The following is a 17,652-nucleotide window of genomic DNA, read 5'->3' as shown; positions in this document are numbered from 1 at the left end:
ACGACATCGCATGCTCTAACACCAAAAGCCATTCGCGAAAGTGAATGGCTTTTTACGAGGATCATAAGAATGAACAAAACATCCCTCGCGCCACTAAAACGCCTCACTAACATTGCCATCACCCTGACTCTATCGGCATTTTGCGCCTCAGCATTCGCCTCGGATAAACGCGATTACACCGAGGACCGCGAAGCCTGCAGTCAATACAGCATCAACAAACGCCCATTATTTGGTGATCTTCACATCCACAGCCGCTTGTCCTTTGACTCTTACCTATCGAGCCAGCGTAACGGACCAGACGAGGTCTATAACTACGCCAAAGGCCTCCCGCTTACCGTGCCCGGAGCAGATGGCGAACAAACCGTCACCGCGCAAATTGACCGGCCACTGGACTTTGCCGCACTCACCGACCACGGCGAATTTTTAGGTCAAGTCGATGCCTGCCAAAGCCCCGATTCACTGCTGGGCAAATTGTGGCCAATGTGCATGATGTCGCGCGCACAAAATTTGTGGGTACAGCTCATCGCAGCGAGCTGGTGGACCAGTCTGGGTGGTCAGACAGCGGGCGAGCCTTCGCCTTCTAGCGTTTGCTTATTTGAAGACTGTGACGGGCGGCAAATCAGTGTGTGGAACGAGGTTCAAGACGCCGCAGAGCGGCATTACGACCGCTCCAGCGATTGCTCGTTTACGACCTTTGTGGGCTACGAGTACACCGATGCGTCAAACCAGAATAATCTGCACCGTAACGTCATTTTCCGCAACGAACACACGACCAAAGCGCCTATTAGCATTTATGAGACAGGACAATCGGTAGTAGAGCTATGGACTCAGCTCGAAGAGCAATGCATCAAAGGCGACGAAGGTTGTGACGTTCTCGCAATACCGCACAATTCTAATTTGTCGGGCGGGATGATGTTCAAAGACCCCAAGACGCCGGACGAACTGCGTTTACGCCGCTCTATGGAACCCTTGGTAGAATTGGTTCAGCATAAAGGTGCCTCGGAGTGTCGTTTCGATCGCTTGAGCGGTCGCGGCGTAGATACTACCGATGAACTGTGCGACTTCGAGCAAATCCCCGCTGACAATTTACATATGCTGGGTAGTGTCGAAGGCGAAATGCGCTCAGATCGTGGAGAAGAAGTCAGCATAGACGATTTTGCCCGCCGCAATATGATCCGAAACGTCCTGAAAGACGGTGTCGCTCTGCGCTCAAAGCTCGGCGAAAACCCCTTCCAGTTTGGCTTTATTGGTAGCACCGATACCCACAGTGCAACCGCTGGTGGCGCGCAGGAAAAGGGATACGTCGGCCACCTGGGACGCCGCGATTCCGAATACCGCAACGTGCAAGATCACTTTGTCTCTAACCCGGGCGGCCACGCGGTCGTCTGGGCCGAGGAAAACTCACGCGATGCGATCTTTGAAGCAATGCGACGCCGTGAAACCTACGCCACTTCAGGGACCCGCCCTATTGTACGATTCTTCGGAGGTGACTACCCAGCGGACGCCTGCACCGCCGTTAACCGTGCCGAACTCGGCTATGATAAAGGTGTACCGATGGGCGGCGTTATTGAATCCGCTGAGCTCAACGGCCCTGCACGCTTTTTGGTGTACGCGCAGAAAGACGCTGGCACGGCAACACACCCCGGCTATGATTTACAGAGAATTCAAATCATCAAAGGCTGGGCTGACGCTGAGGGCAATATGCACGAACAGGTCTTTGAAGTCGCAGGTAACCCCAACAATGGCGCGACCGTCGACCCTAACTCCTGCGCCGCCGTGGGCTCGGGCTACAGCGAGCTCTGCACCGTTTGGGAAGACCCCAAGTTCAAGGCCGATGAGAACGCGTTTTACTATGCGCGAGTTGTAGAAAACCCCTCGTGTCGCTGGAGCACGCTGCAGTGCCTAGACGCTGGCGTAAACCCTTTCTCAGACCAATGTGAAGAGCAATCGCTGGCTGCATCAGAAAAAGCTCGAGAGGAACAAGGCGCCAGCGGCGAAGTGTACAAAAACTGCTGCCGTAGCGCAGAAAACGAGGCCTTTTACAGCCCCGTTATTCAAGAGCGAGCGTGGACGTCACCTATTTGGATTCAGTCTGCTCTTTAGCTAGGTGCAAGAAGACGGGGACTTCACCACCCCCGTCAACTTCCAAAGCGGCACCCGAAATATAAGACGCCTGCTCAGAGGCTAAAAACAAGACAGCTTTTGCCACATCTTCAGGTTCTGCCATTCGTTTTAAAGGCAACATATTCGCCACGCGATCAAAGCCCGCCTGACCACCGTAATGGTCTACCGCTGCCTCGGTACGCACCAAACCCACCACGATGGCGTTAACCCGAATCTTGGGCCCCCACTCCATCGCCAGTGATCGCGTCGCACTCAGCAAACCCGCTTTTGCGGCGCCGTATACTGTCGTGTAAGGTGAGGGACGCACCCCACTCACACTGGCGATATTAACGATACTGCAGCCCTCGCGCTGTGACATCACAGCGTGCACTTGCTGTGAAAAGGTCAAAGGCGCAGTCAAGTTAAGAGCCAGTAACTTATCCGTTAAACGCGGACTAGCGGTAGCAAACTCGACTTCGGGGCTACCGCCGGCATTGTTGATCAAGACATCCACACCACCAAATGCGGCGACAGCGGCATCAATCACAGCTTGCGACTGCTGGGGGTCACGAATGTCAGCAGCGACAAACAGAGCTTCTTTGCCATCAACGGCAATTGCTATCTCTGGCACACGACGACCACAAGCCACCACGTTCGCCCCTTCAGTTAAAAAGGCCTGGCAAATGGCGCGCCCGATATACCCGGCACCGCCCGTCACAATGACTGTTTTATTGGCAAACTGGCTCATATAACTCACAAATAGGGAGGGTGAATAGTGGAGGTATTGTCTACACTCAGCGCAATACCGTTTACGTGTCGCGAATCGTCTGAGGCCAAGAAGAAAATCACGTTGGCTACATCTTCAGGCTGGCACAAGAAGGGGGCTGAATTTTTGTACTGATCCGGATCATGACTGTTGGCCTGCCCCGCTATTTCTCGAACCATATCGGTATTAATGCCGTCGGGGTGAATCGAGTTACAGCGCACTTTATTCGCACGTTGCTTACACAACACCGCGGTGCTCATGGTCAATCCGCGCACCGCTGATTTTGAGGCCGTATACGCACAGAAGTCGGGCACACCCATCAAGGCAGATGAAGAGCTCATATTGATAATCGAGCCACCACCGGCTTTCTCGAGAAGTGGCAACATGTATTTAATCGCCAAGAACACACCATCACTATTCACCGCCATTAAACGGCGCCAACCTTCAAGCGACTCCATATCGATGTTACCAAACTGCAAAATCGCCGCGTTGTTCACCAAAATATTCAAATCAACGCCGTCAGCTTCAAGAGTTGCAACCACGCGCTGCCAATCGGCCTCTTCGGCAACGTTTTGCTGAATAAAGGTTGCGCCAATCTCCGCCGCCGTGGTTTCGCCGCGATCAGCGACCACATCGGTAATGTACACCTTAGCACCCTCAGCAATGAAACGCTCGGCCGCCGCGCGCCCCACGCCTCGCGAACCACCTGTAATCAAAGCTGTTTTATTTTGTAATCTCATGCTTACCCCTCCATCAATGATTCGAACATTCTAACGGTAAATTTATATCCTTAGCTTAAGTCAGATGGACTAAGCAGTCGTCAGATTGCCGATTTCGCTTCGTGCTAGAGTTCGATTTTACAAAGGAGGACTACATGAGCACTTACATTGTTGAATCGCCCGCTGAACTTTTGAACCTAGTCGGCACCACACTCGGCCCCAGCGAACCACTCTTGATTGAACAAGAACGCATCAACCAATTCGCGGACGCGACCGGCGACCATCAGTGGATTCACGTTGACCCTGAAAAAGCTAAAGACGGCCCCTTCGGCAGCACCATTGCCCACGGCTACCTAACCCTCTCGCTTGCCAACTGGTTCCTACCGCAATTACTGCAAGTCAACAATGTATCGATGGGCGTGAACTATGGCGCCGAAAGCATTCGCTTTCCATCGACAGTACCAGTTAACAGCACCATCCGCGCTACCGGCGAAATCACCTCTGCCGAAGAAGCGAAAGGGGGCGTAAAAGTCGTTGTGCGCATCACCATTACTGTAGAAGGCGCTGAACGCCCTGCGTGTATCGTCGATACGATCAGTATTTTTTATCCCTGATACTGACACCGAGTTGCCACTGGACTCTGAAAATGCGCGAGCGCTAGCCGAGCGGCTGCAGCTTGTTTCGCGCGGAACGTCACGCGACAGGACGTCGCGTGCGTAGCGTGCCATGGATGGCCTTGAAGCGATCCGCAAGAAATTGGCTGAGACGTGAAGGCGGATCCTTAAACGCTCAAGCCTCTCAACTCGTTAATCGAGCTTAAACACCGTGCGCGCATTCTCGCGCAAAAACTTCGGCCACACCTCGTCGCGGAACGGTACGTTTGGCATATCGCTGAAGATACGCTCAAGCGACAAACCCATGGGGAAATAGCCGGCATACATCACTTTATCGGCACCGCGGGTATTGGCGTAATGGATGATGTCTTTGGGGTAGTGCTTGGGCGCAAACGCGCTGGTCATGTAGTACAGGTTAGGGTACTTAAGCATCAGCTTCCAAGCCAGATCCGTCCAGGGCTCGCCACCGTGGCGCATCACGACTTTCAGCTCAGGGAAGAACCAGCAAATTTCGTCGAGATGCTCGACCTTCTGAGGCTCCATTGGGATACGTGGCCCTGGCACACCAACACAGGTACAAAAAGGAATGTCTAAGTCCACGCACGCGACAAAAATGGGGTACCACTTTTTGTCCGACAGCGAAACTTGTGGGCATAAACCTGACGGGAACGCTGTGACCGCTTTAAGATCGTATTTTTCTTTTAACCGACGAATTTTACGAACTTCTTCCATACCCTTGTTAGGGTTGCATTCGTAGCTGGCAATAAAACGATCGGGATGCTCGAGAACTGCTTTGTTCTGCAGCGTGTACTGATCTTCATCGACACCGATCATCGCTTTTTCAATGCCGAACTCATCCATTTTTTGAATCGTATAGGCGATGTAGTCATCCTGAACGCCGGTTCTGGGGATGTCTTTAAACATATATTGCGCCGGCATTTTGAACATCTCACGACTTTGTTCGTCCATCAACAAAGGCTTGATGAAGTCGTAGTAATCCGACGTATCGTTGTTCGGAATCGCCATCATCAAGTCGATGATCCCAATGTTTTCTGGCATTGCCATGGTTAATCTCCTTACGTGAATTTGGTGTAACCCATTACGCGCTCATTGGTGGGTAATCGGTAAATCCTTCGGCCTCTCCGCCATAAAGTGTTTTCATGTCGATTCGTGCAAGCTCAGCGCCTGCTTGGAAGCGCGCAGGCAAATCCGGATTCGCAATAAACGGACGACCAAAGCTAACCGCGTCGACCAGCCCATCGGCAATAGCTTGGTTTGCTTCTTCTGCACTGTAGCTATCGTTAGCGATGACATGACCTTTGAAGTTCTCGCGAGCTAAAGCTAACGAATCTAAACCTGTCGAATTCATGCGAATCACGTGCAGGTAAGCCAAGTTGTAGTAATTAAGACCTTGCATCAGGGCCGCAAAGGTTTCTTTTGGATCATCGTCCTGCAAATCATTGAACGGGTTCGCTGGGCAAATACGCACGCCGACACGGTCGTGACCGACGGCTAAAGAAATTGCCGCAACAGTTTCTAAAACAAAACGCAGCCTATTGGCGAGACTGCCGCCATAGTTATCTTCACGCTGATTCGTGCCGGTTGATAAAAACTGAGCTGGCAAATACCCCGAGGTACAGTGCAGCTCGACGCCCGCAAAACCGGCCTGAATCGCCAGGATTGCCGAATTCACATACTGCGCCTGCACCTCTTTGATTTCTTCAAGCGTCATAGCTTCAGGTTCTGGCATGGGCTGCATACCATTCGGGGTAAATATCTGATCCTTACAGGCTATGGCCGAAGGCGCCAAAAAGCGAGCACCTAGCGCTTTGTTATCAGGGTGACCCACGCGGCCGCAGTGCATGAGCTGCGCCACCATTTGCCCACCCTCGGCTTTCACCGCGGCGGTTACCTTGGACCACGCCTCAGCATGCTCGGGCAAAAACAGGCCGGGCGTGCGGTTGTAACCTTTTCCATCTAGCGATGGATGCACACCCTCGCTAATAATAAGGCCGGCACTCGCACGCTGACGATAGTAATCGACATGAAGCCCTGTCACCAAATCGTCGTCGGTCGCGCGACTGCGCGTCATTGGCGCCATAATAATCCGATTAGGAAGTTCGATAGCACCCAAAGTGATGGGCGAGAATAAAGCGTCTAAAGTCATAGGATTCCTTAACGCGTGCGGATTTTAGGGTTGCCTTGTTGGCCCCGCATCGTCTTTAAAAATTGCTCGTAGGGAGCTGGCGCTGCAACAGAGGGTAGCTCATCCGAGGGTTCTTTATCCCAGAAAGCTTTCCAAGTTGGGAACAAATCGTGGTACGCACCTTCGTACGCGTCGCGATCGGGCCAGCGCATTTTGTTGTCGCCCACTGGGGGTTTATTCAGGTCGACGGCATACCAGTAGCAGGGCAAGCGACGCGCGAAGTACCAGCGTCCGTCGATTCGCTCGTAGTGATCCCAGTAAATCATTTGCATAATGACCCACTCGATGTCGCCGTTCTCGGTAGGTGTTTCGTGCTCGTTTTTAGAATACACCACGCCCACCGCATGATCGGGGTCTTCAAATTCGATAATGTGGTTGCCGATATGGTGAGAAGTACCCGTAAACTGCTCGCGCAGTGTTTGATCCATCCACTGCTTAAAGTAAGCGCGGCCCACTTTGTCTTTACCCACGCGCACATTTTCAGGGAATAGGTTCACCATAGCGTCTAGGTCGCGCATATCCAGCGACAGCGAGTATTTAGCCGCCAGTTGACGAATCTCGTCTAGAGACTCTAAGCGGTCCAGCCTTCTCAAAATTTCTGCATCTGACATTGAATAATCCTTAAGACTTGGCAATATGAAGACCAGCAACGCGACCACTGAACGAAGCATCGCCCACCGAACTACCCGAAGCGTAGCCATCACCACGCCGAGGCACACCGCAGGCCGTGCGACCCGCTGCGTACAAACCGGGGATCACTTCACCGCCAGCGGTAAGCACCTGGCCATCCACCGTAGTATCAAGACCACCTAGCGTAAAGTAGGGGTAGAAGGTGCCGTTGCCTGGGGTGCAATCCAGCGCGACCAATGGTGGCTCAAGCGGCTTTAACCACGCAGCATCTTTATGGAACAGTGGGTCCTGTCCTTCTTTGGCAAAACGGTTGAAGGTCTCGATGCAGTTTTGCAGCTGACCATCGGGCAGACTAAGCTCTGCTGCAAGTTCATCAACGGTTTCGCCTGTTCCACCAATGGGAGAGCCCAAATAAGACTGTGTCTCGTACCCCTCGTAATCCTCGACATTCATCACAAAGTAAACAGGACCGCCGACTTGACGCAAACAAGCGGCACCGACTCGACCGTGGTACGCATCTTCGTTAATAAATCGCTGACCCTGGGCGTTGACTAAGATACCGTAGGTCAGTGTCGCAGGAGGGTAGTAAGGCAGACTCACAAAGCCTTCGTGCATGTTAATGACAGCACCGCCCACACTCATGCCCATTTGAATGCCCGACCCCGTATCGTTCGGGTTACCAATAGGCACACTCGCTTTCAGTAGCTCTGGCGCATACTGCTTAACCATATCTTCGTTCATGACAAAGCCACCAGAGCACAACATGACACCCTTTGTGGCCTCAACGAACTTTTCTTGCATATCTTGACGAATAACGGCTCCACAGACGCGTAAAGCAGAGCCTTCGTTCGACACAATAAGCTTTAGCACGCGGGTATCAAATCGCTGCTCAATACCACGCTTGGCGACAGCCTCCGCCATAATCTTCATAAAAAGCGGACCGCCGTTGTCACCCTCGACGTACAAATTATGACCACGCGGTGCCGCAGGAATGTGATCTTTAAACGGCCAGGCTTTTTCGCTACCGGTAAACAACAAACAATCGTCGGTTAAGGCCATCATGGCGCGGCCAGGGTACTCGGAGTCTTTAAACGGCACGCCCTGCTCGACCAACCAGTCAAAGTGTTCAACACTTTCATCACAGTAACGGCGAGTTTTCTCGGCACTCGCCTGGGGGGCGTTCGACATCATCAAATAGTCGTACATAGCATCTGCGGTGTCTTCATAGCCCACCGCTTTTTGAACCCTCGTACCACCGCCCAAATACAGCTCGGCAGATGACAAGGCGGTTGAGCCCCCAGCGTCTGACGCCGCCTCAACAATCATCACTTTTGCGCCGCTGTCGTGCGCCGCTATGGCCGAGCATGCACCGGCTGCGCCAAAACCCACTACGAGCACATCCACCTGAGCATCCCAATGCTCGACCTCGCTTCGCTGTATAGGCTTAAACTTACTGCTCACAATACAACCTTCCCTAATCTTGTTTTCATTTTATGGGCCAACCTTATAAGTTTTCCCCCCCACACACAGCCCTCATTTGGACGATAGCTCGCCAAGGATAAAAGCCATAGTCCGAATGTGTGTTAACGGGACCCACCATAGTGCGGTAGCCTAGGCGCCAACAATGACAATAGACAGGGTAGTAAGGCTATGCAGTGGTATACCGGAAATACGTTCTACGACACGCTTCTAATCGTCGGGTTTTTGTACGCGCTCATGATCTTCGTTAGCAGCCTGTATGGCACGGCTGCGTACGGCGGTCGTTTTGGCGGCGGCGGCGCTAAATCCAAAGGTATTAAACTGGGATCCAAACCAGGCTGGATTTTGATGGAACTCCCGGGTCTTATCGTCTTCCCGATCGTGTTCTTCATGGGCGAAAACTCAGACCAAATTGTCCCACTGTTCTTCTTAGCGATTTGGATGTTTCACTACACCAACCGCGCTTTAGTCACTCCGCTGCTGATGCGAACAGCACCCGGTGCCAGCCAAACCTTCGCGTTTAACGTGGTCGTTGCCGGCTGGATAACCCTGTTCATGCACGGCTATTTCAACGCCGAATACATCGCCAATATCGGCACGCAGTACACCACCGAGTGGTTCAGCGATCCTCGCTTCATCATAGGAATCGCGATCTACGCGTTCGGCTTTACCCTGAACGTATACTCGGACACCATCTTGCGCAACCTGCGCTCGAAGAAACCAGATCCCAGCCAACCGCGTTACAAGATTCCATACGGCGGTTTCTTCAAATGGGTCAGCTGCCCACAGTACCTCGGTGAAATTCTGTCATTCACGGGCTTTGCCATCATGACCTGGAACTTAGGCGCTGTGTTTGTGTTGGCGATTACCGTCGGCAACTTGGCGCCGCGTGCCATGGTGACACACAAGTGGTTCTTGAAGAACTTCGACGATTACCCCAAAGAGCGTAAGGCGCTTATTCCTTACATCTGGTAATACGGTTACTCGATTGTATGAAGGCCGCTTTTTGCGGCCTTTTTTGTTCCTGGCTGAGACGCGAAGGTGGATCGTTAACTCTTTGACCTGCAGAGAATATTAAACCGGAGCCTTACACCGCACACCCGGCTCGGGCACAGGATTAGGCGCACCGGCAAAACACTGGGCATTGGTCATCCATAAGTTTGCGTTATCGCCAACGACCTGCAAATTGGTATCAACGACATTACGCGTTTGGGTCACCACCTGAGCAAAAGCAACAGCCGAGCCTTGAATGCAGTTGTCTTCTTGCGGATCACCATAGTTCCAGACATCACCCGAGGGCGACACTAAGCGTACATATGGCATGGGGTCGGGCACATCGATCTTGCGATTCACAAAGGTCCAACCGTAGGTGTTGATACCCAAAACCACAATGTTGCGAATGCGGTCTTGATCAACACGGTCGATACCCAACACATCGTATATGGCTTGCGCGTGCGACCAGGTCTCCATTTGTCGCGCAGTAATGGATGACCGCGCACTCATCGAGGGCCCAACCCACGCCACCCGCTGTGACGGATCAGCTTGCTCAAAAGCCGCAGCGGTTGCTCGGTACATACTTTGCCAAGCAGCGATCAATTCGCTGGCCGACACGTTTGCGAAGTACTCACGCTCGTACGACTTTAGATCTTTACCGCTAAAAATATGCGCGCCGACAGGCTTAAAAAATTTCTCAAAGCCCGCGGCATCGGTTAAGGATAAAAGGGCAGCTTCGTTCCAAAAATGCAAATGCTGAATGATGTCGGCAATACTCCACTGTTTAAAGGCGGTCGCGGTTGTCAAAACCTCCTCTGACAAACCTGACACCAGCGCGAATACGTCTTCGCTCTCTGCAAAAAAATCTTTGGCTTGCTGCACTCTAATCTCCTTATTCTTCGGCCGACTCAATCACCACCAGCACATCACCGGCGGCAACCTGCTGGTTCGCTTTGCCACCAATGACGGTGACTGTACCATCAATCGGCGCGGTAATACCGTGCTGCATTTTCATGGCCTCTAACACCGCCAAACGGTCACCTTTGCTCACCGAAGCGCCAACTTCGACATCTACGCTTAACAGCAGGCCGTGCATCGGCGCAATAATAGTACCGCTGCCCAGCTCTTCACCCGTGCTAGGTGGCAATACTGCTTTATTGACCATGACGTCGGTACTAGATGCACTGGCGATGTGAATCGTCGCATCATCCGTTGCAATATAATGCAGCGGCATGCGCAGACCGTTTATCGTTAATACGGCATGCTGCGAGTCCATGCTCAACACCTCGATTTGATGGATTACATCACCCACTGCAGCGGTATAGGCATTAGCACTTCGGCTAGTCAACGTAACATGCACCAGTGTTTCGTCCAGTTCGTAGCTATAAATACTATGTGCCCTGCCCGTTGACGACCATTCAAGCAATTCGGGGGCAATGCCCAAGCTCTTCGTCGCCGCTATTGCGCGCCCCAGGCGGTGCTGTAAGCAAGCAGCAAGCACCAAAGATTCTTCGGATACCGAAGGCTTGGTCGGTTGATCACCATAACAGTCGGCAATAAACGCCGTTGTTGCCTCGCCCTTGGCAAATTCAGGTTGCTCCAACAAGTCGATCAGAAAATCGCGGTTATTTGGCAAGCCTAACAAGGCAGTTTCTTGCAAGCCGCGAATCAGCTGCTGACGCGCATCCTCTCGGGTTTTGCCGTGAGCCATGATCTTAGCGACCATGGAATCGTAAAACGGCGATACTGCATCACCACTGGCAACACCCGAATCCACCCGAAAACCAGGCGCGCTTGGCGTCGCAAACAAATGAACAGGTCCCGTGCTGGGCAGGAAGCCTGCATAGGGGTCTTCGGCGTACAAACGCACCTCAATCGCGTGTCCATTCAGCTGAATTTGATCTTGGGTCAAAGGCAGAGTCTCGCCGCGAGCCACTCGCAACTGCCACTCGACCAAGTCTAAGCCCGTCACCAACTCCGTCACGGGGTGTTCAACTTGCAAGCGGGTGTTCATTTCTAGAAAGTAGAATTCACCCGATTGATCCAACAAAAACTCAACGGTACCTGCACCTACGTAGTTAACGGCCTTAGCTGCTCCAATCGCGGCTTCACCCATGGCGGCGCGAAGCTCGTCGGTCATCACTGGGCATGGCGATTCTTCTATGACCTTTTGGTGACGACGCTGAACCGAGCAATCGCGCTCACCTAAGTGCACCGTGTTCCCAAATTCGTCTGCAAACACCTGAATTTCGACGTGACGCGGCCGAATGATCGCTTTCTCAATAATAAGCTCACTCGAACCAAAGGCGTTTTTCGCTTCGGACTGCGCCATGTGAATCGCGTTTTCAAGGTCGCATTCTTGGTGCACGAGCCGCATACCGCGACCGCCACCGCCGGCTGCGGCTTTAACCATCACGGGCAATCCAATGTCTTTTGCCGCGCTGACCAAACGCTCAGTTGACTGATCGTCGTCTTGATAGCCGGGCACGCAGGGCACACCCGCCTTCAGCATCGCCCGCTTTGCTCTGGCTTTATCGCCCATCACATCAATGGCCAGGGTTGGCGGCCCGACAAACACAATACCCGCCTCGGCACAGGCCTTTGCAAACCCGGCATTCTCCGATAAAAACCCGTAGCCAGGATGCACCGCATCGGCACCCATACGCTTGGCGACATCTAAAATAACATCGGCACGCAAATACGAAGATCCAACCGGCCCTGCGCCAATGCATACGGCTTGGTCGGCCGCGCGCACATGGGCCGCTTGAGCATCGGCCTCGGAATACACAGCAATGGTACGTATGCCCATTTCTCGGGCCGTTTTCATGACGCGAATGGCGATTTCACCGCGGTTCGCAATAAGCAAAGTCGATAAACGTTTCATAACTTGTCCTTAAGGCTCTTGCGCCCAGTTGGGTGCACGCTTCTCTAAGAAAGAGCTCACACCTTCTTTGCCTTCATCACTTTTTAGCCGCTTAGTGAAGTTTCGGCCCGCTATATCAGCCACTGAGTCGGGCTCGATATACGGGAGTTCAAGAATCAGTTCCTTGGTTGCCGCGATCGCACCGGGCGCACACTTGAGCACATCTCGACGTACTTTTATTTCGTGTGCCTCTAAACTCGCCACATCATCGGCCACAAAATCAGCCAATCCTAGATTGCCAGCCTCGGCGCCATCGAATCGCGCCGCAGTCAGCATCAGACGGCGGCCTTTGGCGAAACCCAGTTTTTGCATCACAAAGCGAGCAATTTGCGCCGGTGAAATGCCGATCATGGTTTCACTGAAGGCAAACTTGGCACTACTCTGACAAATTGCTACATCACAACAGCACACAATCCCCAGCCCACCTGCAATGGCAGCGCCTTCGACCAGTGCGACCGTCACCTGGGGCATGGTATTCAAACGATTCAGCAAATAAGCGATGCTTTTGCTCATTTCTATGACATCGTCATCTGGGGCCTCGGCAAACTTGCGAAAGCTTTTCAAGTCACCGCCAGCCGAAAACACACCGCCCTTGCCTCGCAGTGTAATGCCTCGCACAGCGCGATCATCCGCTACCGCGTTGAGCACGGCCAAGGTTTCAGCCACGCGCTGATCGGTCAAGGCATTGCGATTTTCAATCCCATCGAACCATATCGTGAGCCAGCCATTTTTTTGCTCGAGTTGAATCGATTCTGTTATCGGTAAACTCATAACACCCCCTACATTCGGCCCACGCCAAAGGCGTTTGGATTGAGAGTACGAGCACGACTTTCAAGGCATGTTTCCAACACAAAAGCCAAAACTTTGCGGGTATCGCGCGGGTCGATCACACCGTGGTCTAGCACCTGACCGGAAGTGTAAAAGGCATCCTCTTGGCGATCGAATACGGCCTGTATGCGAGCTTCCTGCTGGGCAATAGCTTCGCGATCGGGTTCTAAACCTTTACGTTGCGCGGCGACTTCGGCCACCTGCGACATCGTCTTGGCCGCCGACTGCCCCGCCATCACCCCCGTTCTGGCGCTAGGCCAAGCAAACAAAAAATCGGGCTCGTAGGCCCAGCCGCACATACCGTAGTTACCCGCACCAAAGCTAGCACCGATGTACAGCGTGATTTTAGGTACGCGGATGTTTGAAACCGCTTGTACCATTTTCGCGCCGTGCTTGATCATGCCTGCCTGTTCATACTGGGTACCCACCATGTATCCGGTGGTGTTATTTAAGAAAATCACGGGCAAGTTGCTTTGATCGCAAAGCTGCAAAAACTGAGCAGCCTTGGTGGCACCATTCGGATCAATAGGGCCGTTGTTGGCCAAAATACCGCAGGCGATACCGGTGATAGATGCGAAACAACACACCGTCGATGGCCCGTAGCGCGGCTTGAAATCCTCGACTTCCGAACCATCGACGACACGGGCTAACACCTCGTGAACGTCGTAAGGCACCTTATGGTCAACTGGAATAGCACCGGCTAGTTCCTCAGGATCATACTTGGGCGGCTGATAAGGTTGTCGAGGAATCGTGCTGGCACCCTTATTCCAATTTAGCCGCTTGACCACGTCACGCGCTTTCAATAGCCCGTGTGCGTCGTTATCGACTAGGTACTCCACCACACCCGATACCGACGAGTGCATTTCGGTACCCCCCAATTCGCGTTCATCGGCCTCTTCACCGGTTGCGGCTTTGACTAGCGCCGCGCCGCCAAGAGCCGCTAAGCCGTTCTCTTTGACGCCAATCACGTGGTCAGCCATGCCGGGCATGTAAGCGCCACCGGCGGTAGATGCGCCATGGAGCACTACGATGTTAGGGATACCCATAGCGGATAGCTGCGCCATATTGCGGAACACCGCGCCAAACACCGCCCAAGTGCTCACCTCATAGTTCATAAGGTTAGCGCCAGCGCTTTCTACCATGTGAATCAGAGGCAATTTTTGACGCTTGCAAATCTCTTGCACCGCCAGATGCACAGACCCCGTTTTCGGCGTGACAGCACCGGCCGCTATGCCCGAATCATCGGCCCAGACCATACATCGCACGCCCTGTACAAAACCAATGCCGATAATGACCGAGGCGCCGGGCACACTAGTATCCGGATTGGTATCGCTGACCATGTAATTCGCCAAGGAATGTAGTCGTAAAAATGGCATACCCGGATCAAGCACTCGTTCAACGCGCTGAAAAGGCGGAATCTGCCCGCGTTTTTCAAATACCGGCGCACGCTTATTACTTGCATCCGCAGCGCGCGCCTCAAGTGCGCGTAGCTTGTCTACAAAAGCCAACATTTCCGTGCGGTTTTTTTCGTACTCGTCACTACCGACAATAACACGCGTTTCAATCACGGCCATGTTTAGTCCTCCAATAATCCGGCGGGGATATTCACCGGTGTTTGTAACAAAATTTGAGCATAGGTCTTACCTTGGGGATCATTGCGCAAACTCGCCACCCCGCCACCGCCCAAGACATCATCGATTAAAAAATTTAAGGCCGAGATTCCAGGCAAGTAGTAGCGCGCAATAGCGCTAGAGCCCATAAAGTGAGCCAAGCGCTCACTCACGCACGCTTCAGTTAAGCTTGTGGCAATCCAGGGCAGATATTCGGGCTTGCGCGCAATGACACCAACATTGGCCTTGTTGCCTTTGTCACCGGAACGGCCCCATGCCAGTCGCTCTAGCGGCACTTCGACGGTTGCGATATCAGAATCTACCGCAGGTACTGACGGACCATTGCTTTGCTGTAGCGTCCTAAGGTCAAAAGGCGAATCGACGAACGCGTGACGCTCAATTCCATTATCAAGCTCGACCGTGACCGCGTCGCGATCATGTAAAAAAGAGAACAGACGAATCACAGGAGAGGGCTTTGGCCTTGTGCCTGCAAAACCGGCAAGTCCCGCAGGCGCTGCCAAACCAACGCCAGACAGCTCCTTCAGCAACAACATCAAAGCGCGTTTGTCTTGATGTTTTGCGGCCACTTTAATAGCGACTTCTCGAGTCTCTGATTCAAGTGAATAGGCACCAAAGTGGGAGCCGTCACCCACCACCTCGATCAAGACCTCATCAAAGTCGGGCGCCTTCATGGTGGTTAATTTTGCACGTGCGCGCGCGACTGCGCTTTCACCAAAACTGCGGGATCGTTGTGACGCATTCGTACCCACATAGAACCAAATTCCGCCCAAGCGCCAGCCGTCCGCCCATGTCATTGAGACTTTTAGCTGCTCGGGCGCGCCGGCACCTCTAGCGCCCTCGACTCTAACGCGTTCAGCCTCAAGCTGAGTAACCGTCACTTGGGTAAAATCGCAAATCACATCGGGCAGATGATAAGCACCGGGGTCACCGAGTTCATACAATAATTGCTCGCAAACAGTGCCCACGGACACCAGTCCACCCGTATCTTTGGGCTTACTGATATCGCAAGAGCCATCGGCAAATACGGTAGCAATGGGATAGCCCACGTCAACCAATGAGTCAGCAACGGCATGCCAATCGGTGAAATTACCACCCGTAGCCTGCGGGCCACACTCGATCAAATGCCCAGCTAACGACGCGCCGGCTAAACAATCTAAATCAGATACCGTCCAACCAAACTCGTGAATGCACGCGCCAAGAGTCACAGCCGAATCAACGCAGCGCCCCGTAATCACAATATCGGCACCTTGGCTCAAAGCTTCGGCAATGGGGAACGCGCCTAAATACGCATTGATACTGGCAATCTTCTCAACCGGCGGAAAGGGCTCACCACTGAACATCTCGGTTACGCCCAAAGCAGCCAATTCGTCTTTCTGGTGGATGAGGTCATCACCGAGAACGACGGCGACCTTTAACGCCAGTCCCTGCGAATCGATGATATCGCGGAGTGCTTGGGCACAGGCTAAAGGATTCACACCACCCGCATTCGATAGAATTTTTACACCCTGTTGGGCAATTTGCGCCAAATGAGGCGCCATTACAGCTTGCACAAAGTCGGTGGCATAACCCAAGGATTCATCGACACTGCGAGCACGCGCCATAATCGACATAGTGATCTCAGCGAGATAATCAAACACAATGTAATCGAGATCACCCTCACGTAAAAACTGAGGCAAAGCCATATCGGACTCACCCCAATAGCCACTCGCCCCACCGATACGAACAGATGGTTTACTCATGTGTTTTCCCGTCATTAACAAGCCCCAACTTTGGGCTTGCGCTTTTTATGAATCTGACTCAATATAAATGAGCCTAAATCATTAACTATTTTTACGCAAGAGAAACAAGGCGCATCTTCATGGCAAAACTAGCAGCACCAAGCACTCGACGCGAAAAGATGGAAGCGAAAGAACGTGCCATTCTGGACGCTGCACGCATCGAGTTCAGCGAGCGCGGGTTCGAGAACGCCAAGATGAGCGCTATCGCAAAGCGAGCCGAAGTTGCTGAGGGCACGGTCTACTTGTACTACCGTAACAAGAAAGAACTGCTCGACGCCGTTGTTGCTCAATTTTGGCAAGTCCTGACGCAAGGCGCCCGCAAGGCGACGCTGGCTCACAACGACACAATAGCTAAGCTCAAAGCATTAGCGGAGTTTCACTTACGTGAACTGGTTAAAGACTTCGACTTTGTGGGTTTTACCGTGCGCACGCGCGAGACAGGCACCTTAGACTCACCCAGCCTGAACCCCATTCGCGGTTATGTTGCGGTATTTGATGAACTTTTCCGACAAGGTGTTGATCGAGGCGTCTTTCAGGAGACAGCGCCTTTATGGGTCATACGAGATTTGTTTTATGGCACGCTCGAGTATTCCTCCAGAACACTCCACCTGCATAAAACTCGTGAGGCCCAAGCGGTTACGCAACACCTAACAGAGGTGTTTATGACGCTTTACGGCAATAGCAAAGCGGCTCGCGACGACAGCAGCCTGCAAGATATTGAAGCGCGATTAGCGAGCATTGAGGCTAAGATCGACGCTCGCAGCTGACCTGTTTAGAGGTTAAAGCGGGCTATTTAAAGATACTTATCCGCGCCCGAGCTCTTGCGCTGGCCACTTTCGAAAAATCAACAACCCAATACTTTAGGATTCGGTGCCGCACATATGTAAAAGAATGCGATAGGAAGCCGAGCGACTGCAGCCTGTTTCGCGCGGAACGTCACGCGACAGGACGTCGCGTGCGTAGCGTGCCACGGACGGCCTTG

General features: G+C 52.8%; 15 protein-coding genes. 4 read left to right on the top strand and 11 right to left on the bottom strand.

The features are described 5' to 3' along the window. Positions 1-69: 69 nt before the first annotated feature. Positions 70-2,103: a DUF3604 domain-containing protein gene (locus ACTF5Z_RS05455; protein WP_438984800.1), complete on the top strand. Its 2,034-nt coding sequence runs from the start codon at positions 70-72 to the stop codon at positions 2,101-2,103. Here the strand turns inward: ACTF5Z_RS05455 and ACTF5Z_RS05450 are convergent. Continuing rightward, positions 2,078-2,851, bottom strand: a complete 774-nt coding sequence (locus ACTF5Z_RS05450) for an SDR family oxidoreductase (RefSeq protein WP_438984799.1) — start codon at positions 2,849-2,851, stop codon at positions 2,078-2,080. The genes ACTF5Z_RS05455 and ACTF5Z_RS05450 overlap by 26 nt on opposite strands. A gap of 5 nt (positions 2,852-2,856) precedes the next feature. Further along, positions 2,857-3,609 carry an SDR family oxidoreductase gene (locus ACTF5Z_RS05445; RefSeq protein ID WP_438984798.1) on the bottom strand — a complete coding sequence of 251 codons (753 nt, stop codon included), beginning with the start codon at positions 3,607-3,609 and terminating at the stop codon, positions 2,857-2,859. Positions 3,610-3,743: 134 nt separating this feature from the next. Between ACTF5Z_RS05445 and ACTF5Z_RS05440 the strand changes: the two genes are divergently transcribed. Beyond that, on the top strand, positions 3,744-4,202 hold the full coding sequence (locus ACTF5Z_RS05440; protein ID WP_423849436.1) for a MaoC family dehydratase: 459 nt from the start codon (positions 3,744-3,746) through the stop codon (positions 4,200-4,202). 192 nt (positions 4,203-4,394) lie between these two features. On the opposite strand, the gene ACTF5Z_RS05435 is transcribed toward ACTF5Z_RS05440, so the two are convergent. The 4 genes from ACTF5Z_RS05435 to ACTF5Z_RS05420 are packed head-to-tail and all read right to left on the bottom strand — an operon-like array spanning position 4,395 to position 8,499. Continuing rightward, the gene (locus ACTF5Z_RS05435) at positions 4,395-5,267 is read right to left on the bottom strand and encodes an amidohydrolase family protein (protein ID WP_423849437.1); all 873 of its coding nucleotides are present in this window, start codon (positions 5,265-5,267) and stop codon (positions 4,395-4,397) included. 34 nt (positions 5,268-5,301) lie between these two features. After that, on the bottom strand, positions 5,302-6,369 hold the full coding sequence (locus ACTF5Z_RS05430) for an alkene reductase (RefSeq protein WP_438984797.1): 1,068 nt from the start codon (positions 6,367-6,369) through the stop codon (positions 5,302-5,304). A gap of 8 nt (positions 6,370-6,377) precedes the next feature. After that, positions 6,378-7,019 carry a nuclear transport factor 2 family protein gene (locus ACTF5Z_RS05425; RefSeq protein ID WP_423849439.1) on the bottom strand — a complete coding sequence of 214 codons (642 nt, stop codon included), beginning with the start codon at positions 7,017-7,019 and terminating at the stop codon, positions 6,378-6,380. A gap of 10 nt (positions 7,020-7,029) precedes the next feature. Beyond that, positions 7,030-8,499: an FAD-dependent oxidoreductase gene (locus tag ACTF5Z_RS05420; RefSeq protein WP_423849440.1), complete on the bottom strand. Its 1,470-nt coding sequence runs from the start codon at positions 8,497-8,499 to the stop codon at positions 7,030-7,032. A 189-nt stretch (positions 8,500-8,688) separates the two neighbouring features. On the opposite strand from ACTF5Z_RS05420, the gene ACTF5Z_RS05415 reads away from it, so the two are divergent. After that, positions 8,689-9,492, top strand: coding sequence for a methyltransferase (locus ACTF5Z_RS05415; RefSeq protein WP_423853442.1), 804 nt, complete (start codon positions 8,689-8,691; stop codon positions 9,490-9,492). A 99-nt stretch (positions 9,493-9,591) separates the two neighbouring features. Here ACTF5Z_RS05415 and ACTF5Z_RS05410 read toward each other — a convergent pair whose 3' ends face one another. From ACTF5Z_RS05410 to ACTF5Z_RS05390, 5 genes are read right to left on the bottom strand one after another with little or no spacing between them, the layout of a single operon-like run. After that, positions 9,592-10,392, bottom strand: coding sequence for a TIGR03084 family metal-binding protein (locus ACTF5Z_RS05410; protein ID WP_438984796.1), 801 nt, complete (start codon positions 10,390-10,392; stop codon positions 9,592-9,594). A gap of 10 nt (positions 10,393-10,402) precedes the next feature. Continuing rightward, a complete protein-coding gene (locus tag ACTF5Z_RS05405) occupies positions 10,403-12,394 on the bottom strand; it encodes an acetyl/propionyl/methylcrotonyl-CoA carboxylase subunit alpha (protein ID WP_438984795.1) in 1,992 nt (663 codons plus the stop codon). 9 nt (positions 12,395-12,403) lie between these two features. Continuing rightward, the gene (locus ACTF5Z_RS05400; RefSeq protein ID WP_438984794.1) at positions 12,404-13,204 is read right to left on the bottom strand and encodes an enoyl-CoA hydratase/isomerase family protein; all 801 of its coding nucleotides are present in this window, start codon (positions 13,202-13,204) and stop codon (positions 12,404-12,406) included. 8 nt (positions 13,205-13,212) lie between these two features. Then, a complete protein-coding gene (locus tag ACTF5Z_RS05395; RefSeq protein WP_438984793.1) occupies positions 13,213-14,835 on the bottom strand; it encodes an acyl-CoA carboxylase subunit beta in 1,623 nt (540 codons plus the stop codon). A gap of 2 nt (positions 14,836-14,837) precedes the next feature. Next, positions 14,838-16,631 carry an acyclic terpene utilization AtuA family protein gene (locus tag ACTF5Z_RS05390; RefSeq protein ID WP_438984792.1) on the bottom strand — a complete coding sequence of 598 codons (1,794 nt, stop codon included), beginning with the start codon at positions 16,629-16,631 and terminating at the stop codon, positions 14,838-14,840. A 119-nt stretch (positions 16,632-16,750) separates the two neighbouring features. Here ACTF5Z_RS05390 and ACTF5Z_RS05385 point away from each other — a divergent pair, with 119 nt between their 5' ends. Beyond that, complete coding sequence (locus ACTF5Z_RS05385; RefSeq protein WP_423855675.1) at positions 16,751-17,437, top strand: TetR/AcrR family transcriptional regulator; 687 nt, start codon at positions 16,751-16,753, stop codon at positions 17,435-17,437. Positions 17,438-17,652: the final 215 nt, after the last annotated feature.

Source organism: Aequoribacter sp. (assembly GCF_965659035.1).
Taxonomy (GTDB): Bacteria; Pseudomonadota; Gammaproteobacteria; order Pseudomonadales; family Halieaceae; genus Aequoribacter.
Note: the sequence above shows the minus strand (reverse complement) of the source record. Positions and strands in the feature narration are given on the sequence as shown.